The sequence below is a fragment of the Methylocystis parvus genome, assembly GCF_049675845.1.
GTDB classification, from domain to species: domain Bacteria; phylum Pseudomonadota; class Alphaproteobacteria; order Rhizobiales; family Beijerinckiaceae; genus Methylocystis; species Methylocystis parvus_A.
The window spans coordinates 1,910,222-1,927,208 of sequence record NZ_CP187161.1; the positions used below are offsets into that span (position 1 = coordinate 1,910,222).

Below are 16,987 nucleotides of genomic sequence, written 5' to 3' on the forward strand. Positions count from 1 at the left end.
TGCGCTCGTCTCTGGTCTCAGGAGGCTGTGATAGCTGAAACGCTGTGGATGGTCGTTCTCGGCGCGTCTCTTGAAGCCGGGGCGCTGTCGCTTTGGATCGTGCGGGACGCGTTCGCGTATGCGCGGCGGCCGGCGTTCAAGTGGGCGGATTGGCGCAAGCGGAAGATGTGAGAGCGACGCGGTATCCCTGGATCACTCGCGGGGACACGCTCACAGTAATGAGGCGCTTCCACCGGCTCCGCTCCCACTTACATCGATCTACCACCAACAACAGGAACACGCCATGGCGTTCTGCATCGCTGCGGCCTTCGCCGCCGGCTGGATTGCGCGCGACGTGATCGGGCTCGCCCGGGTCATGTTCGGGGATCGGACCGGGAATAGTGGACGATGCGGGAAACATTGGACGGAGGAGTGAAGGCGAGCGCCTCTACCATTTTCGCCATGCGAGCAGACCTAACCGCTCGCATCTGGAATCGAACCAGAACCTGCAAAAGCAGCTCTCGCCTTCACCAGCAATTTTTACCACTAAACACAGAAGGTCTCAACCATGCAGATGAGCGCACAAGGTCGCGCGCTGTTGATCCAGCGCGAGGGCTTCAAGACGAAGGTATACAAGGATTCAGTTGGCGTGCTTACGATCGGCGTCGGCCACACGTCGGCGGCGGGCCCTCCGTTCGTCACGCCCGGAATGGTCATCGGCAAGGCCGAAGTCGACGCCATCCTGACCCGCGACCTTCGCAAGTTCGAGTCGGCTGTCGTCAACGCCGTGACTGTGCCAATGACGCAGGGGCAGTTCGACGCGCTCGTCTCGCTTTGCTTCAACATCGGGACGGGCGGATTCCGCAATTCGACCGTTGTCCGCCGTCTCAACGCAGGCAACTACCGCGGCGCCGGCGACGCCTTTCTGATGTGGAACAAGCCACCGGAAATCACAGGCCGTCGTAAAGGCGAGCGCGCGCAGTTCCTCGCAGCGACCGAGGTTGGCCAGACCGGCGCTCCCGTGCGCTTCATCGCGGCCGACGATCTCCATGAAGACGAAGGGGTCTCTGTCGACTATCTCCGCGCCTCCGGCTCCCGCACGGTGACGCTGGCCGACAAGATCAAGAACGGCGCTGCGACGATTGGCGTGGGCGACGCGATGAGCGCGGCGGCGCAAGCCAAGGATTATGCCCAGCAGGCGCGTGATCTTGCGCAAGGGTGGGACGCTGGCGCGCCGACTATCGAGTTGCTCAAGACCTATGCTCCGCTCTTCATCGCGCTCGGCGTCACGGTCACAATCGCCGCGCTCGTCTTCATCGCCTGGCGCGCCGCGTCGCGGATCCAGGCCGCGCGGGTTGAGGACGCTGTGTTCGCGGCCGGCGGAGGCGAGGCCTAATGCCCGCCATCCTCCTCACCTTTCTCCGCGACTTCGCCGCCTCCCGCATCGGCCAAATCATAATCGCGTTCGCGGTCGCGTGGCTCTGGTCCGGCCACCGCGCCGATGAGCGCTGCGCCGAGCGTGAGGCAGCAGCCATCGCCGCAGCCCAGCAGGCCGTCATCGTTGAGCGCGCCCGCGAGGCCAAGGCAACCGATGAGCTCCGCGCCAAGGACCGCCTAAACATCCATATGGCCAACGCGCACGCCGACGCCATGCAGGCGGAGATCGATCGCTTGAATTCCGCCATCGCGAAGAAAGGCCCCGTCCATGAAGCCCGCAAAGCCGATGATTGCCGCATTGACCGCGCTCGCGTGCGCCGCGTGCAACAGATCGACAAGGCCGGAAATCGTTAAGCCGATTCTGCCACCCATGGCGGAAGCCTGCCGCAAGGCGCCGCTGCCGGACGCGACGGAAGGCAAGCATCTCGAAATCTTCGCGTTGGAAAACCGCCGCGCGGCGCACATGGCCAATCGCGCGGTTGGAGACTGCCAGGCGTTTTATGCCGACGTGCGGCGGGAGTTCGGAGAGTGAGACGAGGCGCGCGGGTACGGCAGCGCCCGGCGCGCCTCTAGCCGCTCGAACAGGAAGGGTGTTGAGCGGCTGCCGACCATAATGCTCAACGATCTTAAAACGTGGTTAGGGGATGCAGCGGCATGCCGAATATGCAGCAACATTTTTCCAACGCGGCGCAGGCGCTGACGACGCCGATCGCTGAAACCATCGGCGCCGGCGTCGCCGGCGGCGTTGCGGCTGGGACGTACTGGCGCGATATGTTCCACCAAGGCGCAGGACTCGCCGCCGACGCGGGTTACTACCTCGCCGCGTTCTGGGTGCTCGTGCAGATCGTCGCCAAAATCTACGTGACATGGTGGCGACGGCCGCCGCGCTGCGCGCCGCTGGAGTAGCGCCCTGCCTCAACCAATGTAGCCCGGCTGGCTCCGCCACGCCGGGCTTTTTGTTGTTTCGTCCCCTGCGCCGGTCTCATCGTTCCCGGGCCCGCCGGCGAGTTCATAAATGGGCGCGAGCGAAAGGCCCTCGGACGGGCTCCAATCATCCGGCTGGACGGGGGATTCGTTCGGCCCGAAAGACGTTCGTCGTCACCTCAATTCCATTACGAATCCGCGCGCGGAAGTTATTGATATCGCGTAGGCGAACATGCTCCGTTACAAATCATAGGCCGCTGATTTTTCTTTTATATCTTCGGCCTGTCACGCCGGAGGTCGCGGGTTCGAGCCCCGTCTCTCTCGCCATCTTCCAAATCACGCAATCGGATATGGTCGCCTTCCGCTCGGAAACGCGCGCCTGCTCGCTCACGCGAAATCAAACGGCGCACAGCCTCGCCGTGGCGGACGCGCTTCCTGAAGTCGTCGAGGGGATGCGACGGCATTCCCAACGGCGATAAAACGCGTCCCGCCACGGCGAGCGCGTTTGAAGCCATTCAGCGTAAGCCGCCTATGCGCGATCGGCGCGACGGAGGCGCGCTCCGTCGCGTCGGCGCTGCAAGGCTACACCAGCGACGTCGGAGCGACGAACGTGTAGCCGAGATTTTTCAGACCGGTGACCACGGCCTGAAGGTAGCTGATGTCCAGATCGGAGTGATACTGGAACGCCGCTACGCCGTCGCGCACCGCCAGGAGTCGCGCCGCATCGTCGATAATGTCCTGCGGAAGACGGGCGGCGTAGCCGAGATACGCCACAGGCTCGATTGAGCCGAGCGTGTCGGGCAGCACCTTGCCGCCATAGATGTCTTTCACCTTGTACGGGAAATACTGGCCGGCCATTTTCGAATAGTCGATCAGCCTGTAGTCGAAGGAGCCGCCCGACTTCGCCGCCAATATGCCCGGGTAATATAGCGCTCTTTCAGCGCGCGCAGCGAATTTTTGAGACGCGGCGTTCAGCGTCGTGGTCGTGCCGAGATAGTGCGGCGTCGTGAAAAGCGTCGGCAAGGTGATCCGCGGATCCAGCGCGATATCGTTCAGCGCGCTCGTCATGCGACCCGAAACCCAGGTGTTGACGTTATTCTGATGGTCCTGGATGTCCTGTGGCAGAGGTCCCGCATAGGTGAACGTGGAGGCGCCCGCATTCCAGATGAGACGGAAGAACTCGCAATCATCCGCCGAGACGCCCGTTTCCGGGTTAAGCGCTTCGGACACATAATTGATGTTGTAATATTGGTGCGTCCATCCGTGCAGGATCGGCACCCCGCCCTTGCCTTGGAAGTAGACGATCGCGTCGCGGAAGCCCGCCATGGCGGGATTGTTGAACCTGATGTCCTGCGGCTGACCGTTATTGTAGAAGCCAAACGGGTCGCGATAGCGCGGGATGATGTGATAGCCGAAGGGCACGCCCTGCGATTGCAGCCAATCCGCGACCTGCCGGAGCTTGACGGGATCGGACTGGAAGTCGTTGTCCTCGAGACGCAGGATCGCTTTCTTCCCACCCGGCGCTTCCGTAGCGCCCAACGCGTCGAACAGCAGATCGCAGAAGATGAGGTATCGATCGCCTTCCGTGAGATAAACGAGCGGGTTCTCGCCGATATAGGTGAGGTTCAGCGAACGCACCGCCCAAGGGAAGGTCGTGTTGTCGGCGCGTACGCAGTTCGCCAGCACCGTGACGCTCGGATCGAGCGTCGCGTAGGTCATGATGCCGTCGGGGTTCTGGTTGTAGCGCTTGAAACTGACGTTCTTGTAGGTGACCGCGCCGACCGACGAGGGCGGCGTCTCGAAGCCGGCCCAGGCAATCTTGTAGGTCGAATTGATCGACGGCAGGCGCCAGATGTTGTCGTGGATCCAGACGACGTTGACGTTCTGGTATGTCGGAACATCGGCGAGGAACGGAGTCGTGCCGTTCGCAAGGCTGGTCTCGTCATAGGTCGAGCCCACATAGACGACCGCCTTGTAGTTCGCCATCATGCCTGCTGTATATTGACTGACCGGCATCAGCGTATAGCCGCCAAAATGGCTGGCGAGATTGGCGACCATGATGCCGTAGAGTTCGCCGAGCCAACCCCACTGTCCCGTGGTGTCGAACAGAACGAGCGTCAGCGGCCGCTGCGGCAGCACCGGCGCGAATCTGGAGGACGCAATTTTGGTGGTTTCTTCATCAAGGGAAAGCGCGGGGATCGTGAAAGCCGCGGTCTGGATCAACCCCTCGTCGGCGTCGGTCGCCCCCGCGAATTCGATCTCGTCGTCCGGCTCGAGCAATGCGCCCTTGCCTTTGAGCTTCTTGTCGTCCTTTTCGAGACCGTCGCCGTTGATCAATCGCGGAACCTGATGAACAGGTTTCGTCTGCGCTCCGCCCTGCGGCTTGAAAAACGGATTGGACGGATCCTTGGGGATCATATCGTCCGGCGCGCCCCGCCTCTTGCTCCGCCTCGAAGGAACGGGCTGCAGCGACTGCGCCAGAAGGTCCGAGGGGAGCGATGATTGCGCTAACCCTGCCGCCACCCCGAGGAGCAATTGACGACGACGGATTTTGAACTGAGAACTCATATCACCGCTCCAAAAACACAGTTTCCGCCACCAAGAGCGAGCTAACTATTAAAACCTATATGCAGATGAAGGGACAATCCAGAAATTTAATTTTCTGTTTACAGTTAGTGATGATTTTTATCTGGGAATCAAAGAGATAAAGCCATAACCGTCGATTGCATAACTTGCGAAAGCCTGAGCTTTACTATTAGACTGCGCAGTCGCTCTCAAGCAATAACGGTCGCCTTCCAAGTGCGACCGGCGCGACGAAGGGGGTCTTCGTCGCGCCGGCGCTGCAAGACTACAGCGACGTCGGTGCGACGAATGTGTAGCCGAGATTTTTCAGGCCGGTGACGACGGTCTGAAGGTAGCTGATGTCCAGATAGGAGTGGTACTGGAACGCCGCTACGCCGTCGCGCACCGCCTTGATCCTGGCGGCGTCCGCGATAATGTCCTCCGGCAACCGGGCGGCATAGCCGAGATAAGCCGTCGGTTCGATCGAGCCGAGCGTGTCCGGAAGCACCTTGCCGCCATAGATATCCCTCACCGTGTAAGGGAAATACTGGCCGGCGAGTTTGGTGTAGTCGATCTTCGTGTAGTCGAAAGGAGACGCCGCCTTCGCCGCCAATGTGCCGCCGAAATAGAGCGCTCTTTCCGCGCGCGCAGCGAACCTCACCGACGAGGCCATCATCGTGGTGGCGGTGCCGAGATAGTGCGGCGTCGTGAAAAGCGTCGGCGTGTTCGCCGTGACCTTCGCCGCCGTCAGCCCGTCGTTGGTGAACGCCGTGGTGATTTCATTCAGTGCGCTCGTCATGCGCCCGGCCACCCAGGTGTTGACCTTGTTCCGGTGGTTCGCGAGATCCTCGGGCAGCGGTCCCGCATAGGTGAATGTGCTGGTACTTGCGTTCCAGATGAGGCGAAAGAACTCGCAGTCGTCCGCCGAGACGCCCGTTTCCGGGTTCAGCATATAAGGCAGACCATTCGGGTCATTGGCGGTGTTGTAATATTGGTGCGTCCACCCATGCAGGATGGGCACGCCGCCCTTGCCTTGCAAATAGACCAGGGCATTGCGGAACGCCCTCTGACTCCTGTTGGTGAATGCGATATTTTGAGCCGCGCCGTTATTGTAGAAACCGAGCGGGTCGCGATAACGCGGGACGATGTGATAGCCGAACGGCACGCCCTGCGATTGCAACCAATCCGCCACCTGCCGGAGCTTGGTAGGCTCGGACTGGAAGTCGTTGTCCTCGAGACGCAGGATGGCGCGCGGCCCCGTTGCAACCGGCGTGGCGCCAAGCGCATCGAACAAGAGATCGCAGAAAATCAGGTAGCGGTCGCCCTCCGTGAGATAGACGAGCGGATTTTCGCCAATATAGGTGAGGTTCTTGGAGCGCACCGCCCAAGGGAACTCGGTAAGGTCCTTGCGCACGCAGTTCGCAAGCGCCGTCACGCCGGCGCCCAGAGCGCCAAAGGTCATGATGCCGTCTGCGTTTTGGTCGTATCTCTTGAAACTGACGCCCTTGTATTTGACGGCGTCGACCACCCTCATCGGGCTCGTCGGCGACGGATACTCGTAGAACGTCAACGGGATGTTGTAGGTCGCGGAGAGCGACGGCAACAGCCAAATATTGTGGGCGATCCATACGACATTGACTGTTTGATTATTTGGTATGTCCGTGAGGAACGGACTCGTCGCAAGACCCGTCTCTTCATATGTCGATCCGACATAGACCACCGCCTTGTAACTGGCCATCTTGCCTGCGGTGTATTGATTGACCGGCATAAGCGTGTAGGAGCCGAAATGGCTCGCGAGATTGGCGATCATGATGCCGTAGAGTTCGCCCAGCCACCCCCATGCCCCCGAGGTGTCGAAGAGCACGAGCGTCCCCGAGGGCGCCGCTACCTGCACGGTTTCGATGTTCTCGTCATCCAGCGAAAGCGCAGGGATCGTGAAAGCGGCGGTCTGGATCAGCCCTTCGTCGGCGTCGGTCGCCGCTGCAAATTCGATCTTCGCTTCGGGCTCCGATTCAGGCTCGAGCAACGCGCCTTTGTCTTTGCGCTTCTTGTCTTCCTTTTCGAGCCCCTCGCCGTCGATCGATCGCGGAACCTCTACAGGTTTCGTCCGCCGTCCGCCCTGCGGCCTGAAAAACGGATTGGACGGATCCTTCGGGATCATATCGTCCTGCGCGCCCCGCCTCTTGCCCAACCTCGGCGTAACGGGCTCCAGTTGCTCTGCCAAAATGTTCGACGGGACCGCGGATTGCGCTAATCCCGCCGCCACGCCGAGGAGCAATTGACGACGACGGATTTTGAACTCGGAACTCATATCGCTGCTCCATTAAAACACAGTACCGCCATTAACTAATAGTTAACTATTAAAACCTATACGCGGTTCAAGCCACAATCCAGAAATAAATTCTCGAATTTATCCGTGATAAATTTGACTTTTTGAATCAAAGAGATAAACGCTCAAATCGATATGGTTAACGTGTAAAGCATCGCACCCTACCGCCAAGCTTTCGCATAGAAATTGCCCCAATAGTTACTTTCTGGCGCCTCAATTCCGCTGCTCCAACCTTGTTTTCATTCCGGATTCTTCGACGTCAGGCCGACAGCGGCGAATAAAAGCCAGCCATTCTCGCCGGGGCCCTTGCGCGGCCCCTGCGCCGCATCTGACGCGCACTGCAAGCGTCTCGAGGTCGTTCAAACAATTCATATTATGAACCGTCATTGGAGACGCCCGGGCAACAGTATGCCGGCGCGTGACCAATCGGGGCGGACGCCTGTCAATAAGCGAGCGGGACGAGTTTCCGGGCGGGGAAAGAGGCTCAAGCGGCGAGGCGAGACCGGGCGATCAGAGCGATCCTAAGAGCTCCTGGAGCGCTTCGAAGCCAGCGGGCTTCGTAAGCTGGCGATCGAACCCCGCCGCACGGGCGCGGTCGTTGACCTGCTCCTGCCCCCATCCGGTCAGGGCGACGAGTTGCACGCCGGCGCCTTCGGGCAGCGCACGGATGCGGCGCGCAGTTTCGTAGCCGTCCATGCTGGGCATGCCGAGGTCGAGAAAGACAAGGTCCGGCTTGAACGAAACGAGCGCTTCGATACCCGCTGCGCCGCTATAGGCGACCTGCACCGTGGCGCCGAAGGTTTCCAGGAACATGACGAGGCTGTCCGCGACGTCGTGGTCGTCGTCGATCACGAGAATTCGGCGATTGGCTGACGTCTGGTTCGAGGCCGTCGCCGGCATGGTTTCCTCCCTCGATACATCCGGCGGCGTCGGCAGGCGAACAATGAAGGCGCTGCCGCGACCAAGTCCTTCGCTCTGCGCCTCGACGGCGCCTCCGTGCAGTTCCAGCAGGCTTTTGACCAGGGCCAGCCCTATGCCGAGTCCGCCCTGGGCGCGACCAAGCGTCCTGTCGACCTGCGTGAAAAGGTCGAAGACGCGCGGCGCCATTTCGGCGGGAATGCCCACGCCGCTGTCCCGCACGGTGACGACCGCCTCCCCGGCGCGCCGCTCCACCATAAGCCCGATGTCTCCGCCATGTTCCGTGTATTTCGCGGCGTTATTCAGGAGATTCGTGAAGACCTGAGCCAGACGCACGGGATCGCCGTCGACCGTGACGGGCTCGGGCGGCATCGCGACATGCAAACGATGGTGGGCCTGATCGATCGTCGGCTGCGCGGTCTCGATGGCGTGACGCAAGACCTCGCCAAGATCGACCCGCTGCTTTCTGAGTTCGATCTTGCCGCGGGTGATCCGAGACACTTCCATCAGATCGTCGACGAGTCGGATCAGATGGTCGACCTGCCGGTCGACCATCGCAAGCAAGGTGAGGTCCCGCGCCGATTTCATCGTCGCGGCGGCGTCATGACGCAGCACATGGACGGCGTTGCGGATCGGAGCGAGGGGGTTGCGCAACTCGTGAGCCAGCGTCGCGAGGAATTCATCCTTGCGACGATCGGCCGCTCTCAAAGCGTCTTCGACGCGTCTGCGTTGAGTGATGTCGCGACTGACGGTCGCAAATCCGAGGGGCTCGTCACGCTCGTCTCGCAGAACGAAGACATTGTAGAGCATCCACAGCGCTTCGCCGGTGACGAAATGGCGAAAGCGGATCTCCATATTGGCGTGTCCGTCGCGCCTGACGCGTTCGAAGAACGCGTCGACCGACGGACGATCTTCCTCGAAGAAAAAGTCGCCCACAAGAACCTTGGGCGCCTGCGCTCTCTCAAGCCCGACAAGCGCGGCTCCCGCGGGATTGACGTAAAGCGGCACGAAATCCATATCGCAAATGCCGATGAACTCGAGGCTCTGCTCGGCGAGCGAGACGAATTTCTGCCGCTCGGCCTCAGCGCGCTTGCGCGCCGTGATGTCCTGCGCCGTCCCGACGATGCGGATCGCGCGACCATTCTCGAAAAACACAGCGCCCGTCGCGGCGACCCAGCGCTCCACGCCGTCGGCGCGTCCCACCACGCGGCATTCGACGAAGACGTTGCCCTGCCCCGTTGGATCGAGCGCCCTGTGGATCGCACGCGCCACGCGCTCCCGGTCGCCGGGATGAACGCCGCGCAGGAAATCTGCGTAACCGATGGGTGCGCCGGCTGGCAGGCCCCACAGCATGCGCAGGCGATCGTCCCAGATCATCTCCATGTTTTCGAGATTGGCTTCGTAAATGCCGATATTGCCGGAATTCAGGGCCAACTGCAGTCTGAATTCGCTTTCGCGCAAGGCCGCCACGGCGCGCGCGCGTTCAGCCGAAGACCAGATGCGCTCGGCGACTTCGCGCACCAGCTCGATGTCGAGCGCTCGCCATGCGCGCGGCGTCGCGTTGTGGGCGCAAAGCGTGCCCACCCATTGCCCCTGTTTGCTCAGAATGACGCTCGCCAGCGCGGTGATTTGGCCGGCCTTGAACCTCTCCCGTTCGGCCTCGGTGAAGCCTTCCTCGGCGAAAACGTCATCAATCGCGACGGTCTCGCCGCGTCGATAAGAGTCGATGAGCTTTGCGCCGAGATCGGCGACTGGCATTCGAACCATGAAGGGGTCCACGCCCTGCGCGTAACCTTCACGAACGATGAATTCCTCGCCCTCGATGTCGGCGTAGGAGACGCGATTGACGCCAAGATGTTCGCCGAGCAGGCGGCAGGCGGCCGCCTGGATCTCGTGAGGATTGACGATCTGGCGCAGCGCGTCGGTCAGCCTTAACAGGAAAGCCTGCCGCTCCTCGCTATCGCGCAGCGCCGCTTCGGCCCGTTTGCGCGCGTCGACATCGATATTCATGCCGGTCCATTTCAGGACCTCGCCGTCGGGACTGAGGAGCGGCGTGCCGCGCACATTGGTCCAGCGCCAACCGTCATCCCTGATCTTGAGCCGATACTCGGTGTCGAAAAGGGACTTGGACGCGACGGCCCTGCGCCATTCGCGCGCGGCGTGCGCCCGGTCGTCGGGATGCACGGCGCCGAGCCAGCCCCAGCCCAGAAATTCCTCGAGCGTCTGCCCCGTATAAGCCCGCCACGACGGGCTGTCCGAGACCACGACGCCTTCGGGGTCTGTCTCCCACACGGCCTGCGCATAGGCTTCCACCAGGCTGCGGAAGCGCGCCTCGCTTTCGCGCAGCGCGTCCTCCGCACGCTTTGGCTTCGTGATGTCCATGAAGGCGCCGACCGCGCCGCGCGGATTGCCGCCTTCGTCATAGAGCGGCATGGCCTTGGCGAAGACGCTGACGAGTTCCCCGTCCTCCCGGCGAACGTCAAAGACGTCTCCCGCGACCGCCTCGCCCCTGACGGCGCGCTGCATGGGCATTTCGCCGGCCGTCAGGACGCGCCCGCCCTTCAGCACCTGAAATGCGGGAGCGTTCGCGGCCGTCTTGGACAGCTCCCCGCCGGGCGCGACGCCGAATATCTGCTCATTTGCGCGATTGCCGCGGATGCTGAGGCCCTGCGGGTCGAGGGCGATCGACAGGCCGATGGGCGCCGTATCCAGCAGGGCCTGAAGCTCCGCCGAACGGCGGCGCTCCTGCTGTTCGCTCTCCCGTAGCGCCTGCTCTGCGCGCTTGCGCTCGGTCGTCTCCTCGACCACCGCGCCGACGCCGATAATCTCGCCATTCTTGTCGAGAACCGGATACCAGCCGGTGTTCCAGCAGCGGGGAACGCCAGGCGCTGCGGGCGTTTCGCCGGCGAACTCCGCATTGAGAACGGGTTTTCTCGTCTCCAGCAGCTGGTGGGCGATTTCCTTGACGCGGGCGGCGAGCGCGGGAACGGTCTCGAAGACGCTGCGGCCGATATGGGCCTCGACGGGCAGGCCGTTCATCTCGGCGAGACGCTGATTGACGCGCAGATAGCGAAGATCGAGATCCAGCAGACAAAGACCGATCGGCGCGTTCTGGTAGATCCATTCCAGTTCGTCACGCTGGGAGAGAAGCTCCGCAGGGCTTTCCGGAGATCCGCGCCCGGCGGCCCCGGCCCGGCGCTCGGGGGAGCGGCCGGAAGGCCCCGCAACGCCTCTGATGAGCAGCGTCCCGCCGAAGTCCCCGGGAAGCGCGCGCGCCTCCAGCGAGGCCCAGCGCCCGTCCCGATCCCCATCAGAAGCCTCGCAGGAGAAGGAGTCCTTCTCGCCGCAAACGACCGCTTCGATCCCATCGAGCAAACGACGCGCAAACGGATCGTTCGCGGCGCTTTCGCGCATGGCGTCTAGAAAGTTTGTCCCGAGGTCGATGCGTTCGCCATCCGCGGCCCAGTGCGAATTGACGGCGACGACGACGCCGGTATCGCCCAGCACGGCGGCCGGTTGAGGCAGGACGTCGAGGATCGCGCCCCAAAAGGCCACCACTTTACTTTCGAGTCTGCGGAACCCGCCTTCAATTCTCAATCTTTAGCCCTCAAACGACACTCACGCCGCCGTCTTTCCGCCCCGATCGAAATACGCCGTGCGTCACGTCATCAATAGCATAGTGCGACGCATGAACTCTTGATTTTTGTTTCAGATCAGCACGGCTACGGGTTTTTCCCTAATTTCTTTACGGCATGGGATCACTTACTCAGAATAGTACAGACGAAGGCTCGGGCGTTTTTTCAACATAACCCTTGCCTTTGAGCCTCGAAACCGTTTAGCCCTGAGCTGGAATGCGCTATCGGGAAACAAGTTCCGCTTCACCGGCACGGCGAAATCTCTCATGGGCCCGCTTTCGTCTCGACCGTTACGACAATGCGCCGAGGGCGCAGGGCGTTTGGTTGCGCGGGTTTATGCGGCGCCCTTGCCGCTGCGCCTGTCCATCGCAGGCTTGGCCGTGGCAATAGCCGCGGCGCCACGGCTGGCGCTATCCCCACCCCTCGCGCAGGAGACCGCCGACGCAGCCGGCTATCTCGCTGTCGGCGTCACCGGACTGCTTGGCGGGTTCGTCCCCGGGGCGTGCGCGGCGCTCGGGACCGTGCTTGCGACGCATATTCTTTCCGCGCCCATCGTCGTGGCCAGCAAGGCTTCCTCGGCGCTCTTTTTGGGAAATTCGGCTTTGCTGCTCGCCCTCGAGGAAGCCTATCATCGCCTGCGCCCGCGCGTCTCCGCCGCGCCGCAGTCCCGCGCGCCGGCGTCCGAGCAACTTGCGAGCGTCGCCCTGGCGACGCCGGGCGTGGTCGGAACCTTCTATGTCGACCCGAACGGGCGCGTCGCCTATCGCTATGTGTCGCCCAAGGCGCGGACGGTGTTCGGCCTCGATCCCGAGGACATTTGCGCCGACGCCGGCGTCTTCTTCAAACGGCTGGGGCGGGAGCATCTCGACGCTCTCAATGAGGGCCTCTTCCGCTCCGCGCGCGACCTCTCCATGTGGGTTGTCGAATTTCCGTTCGATCATCCGGAAAAAGGCCCGATCTGGATGGAGGCGCAGGCGGCGCCCGTGCGCGAAGATTCGGGCCTCGTGGTGTGGCACGGCTACGCCTCCGACGTCACGGCGCGCAAACGCGTGGAGCTGTCCCTCGAGGAGACGGCGGCGCGGCTGCAGGCGACGATCGACGCGGCGCAGGACGCCGTCCTCACGATGGATGCGGACGGGCGGATACAGACGGTCAATCGCTCGGGCGTCCTCATGTTCGGCCGCTCGGCCGACGAGATCGCCGGCAGACGCGTGGAAGAGCTGCTGGGCGCCGACAAAGAGGCCCGGAACGGCGACGGGCGCGCAGGGGAGAGGCGCGAGTTTCAGGGCCGCCGCAGGAGCGGCGAGCTTTTCCCCGCCGAGATGACCATTTCAGAAACCCTCTTCGAAAATCGAAGCCTGCGCGTCGCTTTCATCAAAGACTTGACCGAGCGGCGCAAAATCGAGCTTCAGATCGAAGAGCTTCATCGCAGCCGTCTCGACGCCATGGGCGGCATGGCCGCGGCGCTCGCGCATGAGATCAACCAGCCGCTGGCGGCCAACGCGACCTATTTGCGCGTGGCGCAGCGCCTGCTCGAAAAATCGGGAGTCGCGGACGAAGCGCTCTTCGACATACTGGAAAAGGCGACGGCGCAGACGTTGCGCGCCGGACGGATCGTGACGAGCCTGAAAAACCTTGTGTGCGGGGGCGAGCCGGACAAGACCCTGCTCGGCGTCCATGAGGTTATTCACGAAGCAGCCGCCGGCGCAGGCGGAGATTGCGAGCGCGCGGGCGTCAGGATCGAACTGAAATGCGAAGCCGCAAGCGACAGGGTCGTGGCGGATCGATCGCAATTGCGGCAGGCCATCGCCAACCTCATCCGTAACGCAACCGAAGCCATGCAATCGGCGCAGCGGCGCGAGCTCATTATCGCCACGACAAATCCCGGGGACGACACAATTGTCGTCGACGTTATTGACTCGGGCTGTGGACTGCCTGAATCCTCGGACGCGGGCTGTTTCGAGCCCTTTCGGACGACGAAGCCAAAAGGACTGGGAGTGGGCTTGTCAATATCAAGGTCTATTATCGAAGCTCACTACGGTCGCATATGGGCGACGCCCAACGCCGAAGGCGGCGCCGTTTTCAGCTTCTCGCTTCCACTGCTAGCTTCGGACGTTGATGCATGACAGATCATCGTGTGGTTCACGTCATCGACGACGATGCGGCTGTTCGCGACGCGGTTGGGCTGTTGCTCAGCACCGAGGGCTTCAAGGTTCATACCTACGCCTCTGCGCTCGCCTTCCTCAAAGCCTGCGCCGCGCAGCACGAAGGCTGCGTCGTCACCGACGTGCGCATGCCGGAGATGAATGGCATCGAGCTGATCGCCAAGATGAAGGAAGCGCGCATAACGACGCCTGTCATCGTGCTGACGGCGCATGCCGACGTTCCGCTCGCGGTGGAAGCGATGAAGCTTGGGGCCATCGACCTGCTGGAGAAACCCTTTGAGGACGCGGCCCTGCTCGCGGCCATCGACGCCGCGCTCGAGCGCCGCAATGCGGAAGAAAGCCGCTCGCGCGAATCCGTCGTGATCAAGAGCCGGCTAGCGAGTCTGACGCGACGCGAAAACGAAATCCTCTCCGGCCTGCTGAAGGGCCTTTCCAACAAGGTCATCGCCCATGACCTCGGCATCAGCATCCGCACGGCGGAAGTGCATCGCGCCAACATCATGGCGAAGATGCGCGCAGGAAATCTCGCCGAGCTCGTGAAGATGGCGCTCGCGGCGAACGGACCGACCGGCGAACCCGAATAGCGAGAAGGTTTACGCGACCTGGAAGCGTCGGAACATTCTTGCTTCCCTGCCGGTTCATCCTCCGCCCGACGATTCCCCCAAGGAAGCGCGGGCGTTTTTCTTCCCGCAGGATGACGGAGAGCCGATCATGCGCGCGCGCCCTCTCGCCCTCGTCACGGGCGCTTCGACCGGCATCGGCTATGAATTCGCCAAGCTCTGCGCCGAACGCGGCTACGATCTCATCATCGCCGCCGACGAAGCGGAAATTCTTCATGTCGCAGAAGAATTGCGCGGCGGGGACCTGCGCGTGTGGGAGCTTCGCTGCGATCTCTCGACGATGGCCGGCGTCGAAGCCTTGTATGGGCTCGCGCGGCGTCTCACGCGCCCCATCGACATTCTCATCGCCAATGCAGGGCGCGGACTGGGCGGCGCGTTCCTTGAACAGGACTACGCCGAGATCCGCCGCGTCATCGACACCAATGTGACCGGCACGGTCTATCTGACCCAGCTTGTCGGGCGCGACATGCGTTCGCGCGGCGCGGGACGGATCCTCGTCGTCGGCTCGATCGCCGGCTACATACCGGGCTCCTTTCAGGCCGTTTATCACGGCACGAAAGCCTTTCTCGACAATTTCGCGGCCGCGCTCGCCGATGAGCTGGAAGGCTCGGGCGTCACGGTGACATGCCTGATGCCGGGCGTCACCGACACCGAATTCTTCCGCCGCGCCGGCATGCTCGACACGCAAGCGGGCCGCTCGGCGAAGGACGATCCGGCGGAAGTGGCGCGGCAGGGATTCGAGGCGCTCTTGGAAGGCCGGCGCGAGATCGTCACCGGATGGCGCAACAAGCTCCTCAGCATGACGGCGCAGCTGACGCCCGCGTGGCTGCTTGCATGGAGCAACCGCCAGCTCTCGGCGCCAGACGGCCGAGGCAAGTCGCATTAGGAGCGCGCGATGAATGTGAGCGGCGAACGCAGCAAGGCGATCTGGAGCGCGGTCGATTTTTCGGCGCCAATGCTGGAGACGAAAATCACGACGGAAGTCGCGGTGATCGGATCTGGCATCGCCGGTCTCTCCGTGGCCTATGAGCTTGCAAAGGCCGGGAAAAATGTCGTGGTCGTCGATCGTGGCCCGATCGGCGGCGGGATGACGGCGCGCACGACGGCGCATCTTTCCTCCTATTGCGACGACGGGTTCCGCGAGCTGATCGACATGCGGGGCCTGGACATTGCAAGAGGCTGGCAGGAAAGCCAGGCCGCCGCGATCGCCCGCATCGAGGCGAACGTACAGGCGCTGGCCGCCGATTGCGATTTCAGGCGGCTCGACGCCTTTCTCTTTCTCGCGCAAGGCTCGGACCCCGCCATTATCGACCGCGAGCTCGTCGCAAGCGCGCAGGTCGGCATGATCGCGCTCCGCCATGGCGGCGTGCCTTTCGCCGGATACGAGACGGCGCCGACGCTGCAATTTCCGCAACAGGCGACCTTCCATCCAACGAAATATCTTTCAGCCCTCGCAAAGGCGATCAGGAACGCAGGCGGACGGTTCTTCGCCAACAGCATCGTTGTGTCAGTGGAGGAAAAGAACAAGCTCGTTACGATCAAGACCGCAAACGGCGAAGAAATAGAAGCGAGCGCGGCGGTTGTCGCAACAAATGCGCCCATCACCGACCGGATCGCCATCAGCAGCAAGCAGGCGCCCTACCGGACCTACGCCGTCGCCTTCGAAATCGCGCGCGGCAGCCTGCCCGACGCGCTCTACTGGGACACGCTCGATCCCTATCATTATGTGCGGCTGCAAAGAGGCGAAGCCGAGAGCGACATGCTCATCGTCGGCGGCGAGGACCATAAAACCGGAGAAGCCAATGACGGCCAGACGCGCATCCTCTCGCTGTCGCGATGGATGCGCGAGCTTTTCCCTGCCCTCGGACAGGAAATCGCGCGCTGGTCCGGTCAGGTGCTGGAGCCTGTCGATTATGTCGGTTTCATTGGCCGCAATCCGGGAGACGATCACATTTATGTCGCCACAGGCGACTCCGGTCAGGGCATGACGCACGGCGCCGCCGCGGGACTCGTCATTTCGGACCTTATTCTCAAAGGCGACAGCCCGTGGCGTCAGGTTTACGACCCGAGCCGAAAGCCCGTGAAGGCGCTGGGTGAATTCGTGAAGGAAAATGCGACCGCCGTCAAAAGCTTCGTCGAATATCTCGCGCCCGGTGAGCTTTCGTCTCTCGACGAGCTGAAAGCCGGCGAAGGCGCGATCGTACGAGACGGCTTCTACAAGATTGCCGCCTATCGGGACGAGACGGGCGCGCTCATGAAGCGCTCCGCCGCCTGCACGCATGTCGGCTGCCACGTCCGGTGGAACAGCTTCGAGAGGTGTTGGGATTGCCCCTGTCACGGGTCGCAGTTTGCTCCCGACGGAGAGGCGCTGAACGCGCCTGCCTTTTCAGCGCTCGGCGAAGCGGAGAACTGAGAGGG

At 62.5% G+C, this 16,987-nt stretch carries 12 protein-coding genes; 9 read left to right on the forward strand and 3 right to left on the reverse strand.

The features are described 5' to 3' along the window. Nucleotides 1–48: 48 nt before the first annotated feature. The 5 genes from ACPFMJ_RS09835 to ACPFMJ_RS09855 all read left to right on the forward strand — a co-directional run bounded on the left by ACPFMJ_RS09835 (nucleotide 49) and on the right by ACPFMJ_RS09855 (nucleotide 2,322). Complete coding sequence (locus ACPFMJ_RS09835) at nucleotides 49–171, forward strand: hypothetical protein (RefSeq protein WP_424363612.1); 123 nt, start codon at nucleotides 49–51, stop codon at nucleotides 169–171. Nucleotides 172–547: 376 nt separating this feature from the next. After that, nucleotides 548–1,375 (forward strand): lysozyme, encoded by an 828-nt coding sequence (locus ACPFMJ_RS09840; protein WP_424363613.1) that lies wholly within the window; start codon nucleotides 548–550, stop codon nucleotides 1,373–1,375. After that, nucleotides 1,375–1,770 carry a hypothetical protein gene (locus tag ACPFMJ_RS09845; RefSeq protein ID WP_424363614.1) on the forward strand — a complete coding sequence of 132 codons (396 nt, stop codon included), beginning with the start codon at nucleotides 1,375–1,377 and terminating at the stop codon, nucleotides 1,768–1,770. Before ACPFMJ_RS09840 ends, ACPFMJ_RS09845 begins: the two co-directional genes overlap by 1 nt. A 16-nt stretch (nucleotides 1,771–1,786) precedes the next feature. After that, nucleotides 1,787–1,948: a hypothetical protein gene (locus ACPFMJ_RS09850; protein WP_424363615.1), complete on the forward strand. Its 162-nt coding sequence runs from the start codon at nucleotides 1,787–1,789 to the stop codon at nucleotides 1,946–1,948. A 122-nt stretch (nucleotides 1,949–2,070) separates the two neighbouring features. Beyond that, nucleotides 2,071–2,322, forward strand: coding sequence for a hypothetical protein (locus ACPFMJ_RS09855; protein WP_424363616.1), 252 nt, complete (start codon nucleotides 2,071–2,073; stop codon nucleotides 2,320–2,322). 600 nt (nucleotides 2,323–2,922) lie between these two features. Here ACPFMJ_RS09855 and ACPFMJ_RS09860 read toward each other — a convergent pair. From ACPFMJ_RS09860 to ACPFMJ_RS09870, 3 genes are all read right to left on the reverse strand, one after another. After that, nucleotides 2,923–4,908 carry a DUF2334 domain-containing protein gene (locus ACPFMJ_RS09860; RefSeq protein WP_424363617.1) on the reverse strand — a complete coding sequence of 662 codons (1,986 nt, stop codon included), beginning with the start codon at nucleotides 4,906–4,908 and terminating at the stop codon, nucleotides 2,923–2,925. Between the two features lie 280 nt (nucleotides 4,909–5,188). Then, the gene (locus tag ACPFMJ_RS09865) at nucleotides 5,189–7,213 is read right to left on the reverse strand and encodes a DUF2334 domain-containing protein (RefSeq protein WP_424363618.1); all 2,025 of its coding nucleotides are present in this window, start codon (nucleotides 7,211–7,213) and stop codon (nucleotides 5,189–5,191) included. 528 nt (nucleotides 7,214–7,741) lie between these two features. Next, the gene (locus tag ACPFMJ_RS09870; protein WP_424363619.1) at nucleotides 7,742–11,707 is read right to left on the reverse strand and encodes a PAS domain S-box protein; all 3,966 of its coding nucleotides are present in this window, start codon (nucleotides 11,705–11,707) and stop codon (nucleotides 7,742–7,744) included. Nucleotides 11,708–12,164: 457 nt separating this feature from the next. On the opposite strand from ACPFMJ_RS09870, the gene ACPFMJ_RS09875 reads away from it, so the two are divergent. The 4 genes from ACPFMJ_RS09875 to ACPFMJ_RS09890 all read left to right on the forward strand — a co-directional run bounded on the left by ACPFMJ_RS09875 (nucleotide 12,165) and on the right by ACPFMJ_RS09890 (nucleotide 16,982). Beyond that, nucleotides 12,165–13,910 (forward strand): PAS domain-containing sensor histidine kinase, encoded by a 1,746-nt coding sequence (locus ACPFMJ_RS09875; protein WP_424363620.1) that lies wholly within the window; start codon nucleotides 12,165–12,167, stop codon nucleotides 13,908–13,910. Next, complete coding sequence (gene fixJ / locus ACPFMJ_RS09880; RefSeq protein WP_424363621.1) at nucleotides 13,907–14,533, forward strand: response regulator FixJ; 627 nt, start codon at nucleotides 13,907–13,909, stop codon at nucleotides 14,531–14,533. The genes ACPFMJ_RS09875 and fixJ overlap by 4 nt, the downstream gene beginning before the upstream one ends. A gap of 127 nt (nucleotides 14,534–14,660) precedes the next feature. Next, a complete protein-coding gene (locus ACPFMJ_RS09885) occupies nucleotides 14,661–15,455 on the forward strand; it encodes an SDR family NAD(P)-dependent oxidoreductase (RefSeq protein WP_424363622.1) in 795 nt (264 codons plus the stop codon). 9 nt (nucleotides 15,456–15,464) lie between these two features. After that, on the forward strand, nucleotides 15,465–16,982 hold the full coding sequence (locus ACPFMJ_RS09890) for an FAD-dependent oxidoreductase (protein ID WP_424363624.1): 1,518 nt from the start codon (nucleotides 15,465–15,467) through the stop codon (nucleotides 16,980–16,982). Nucleotides 16,983–16,987: the final 5 nt, after the last annotated feature.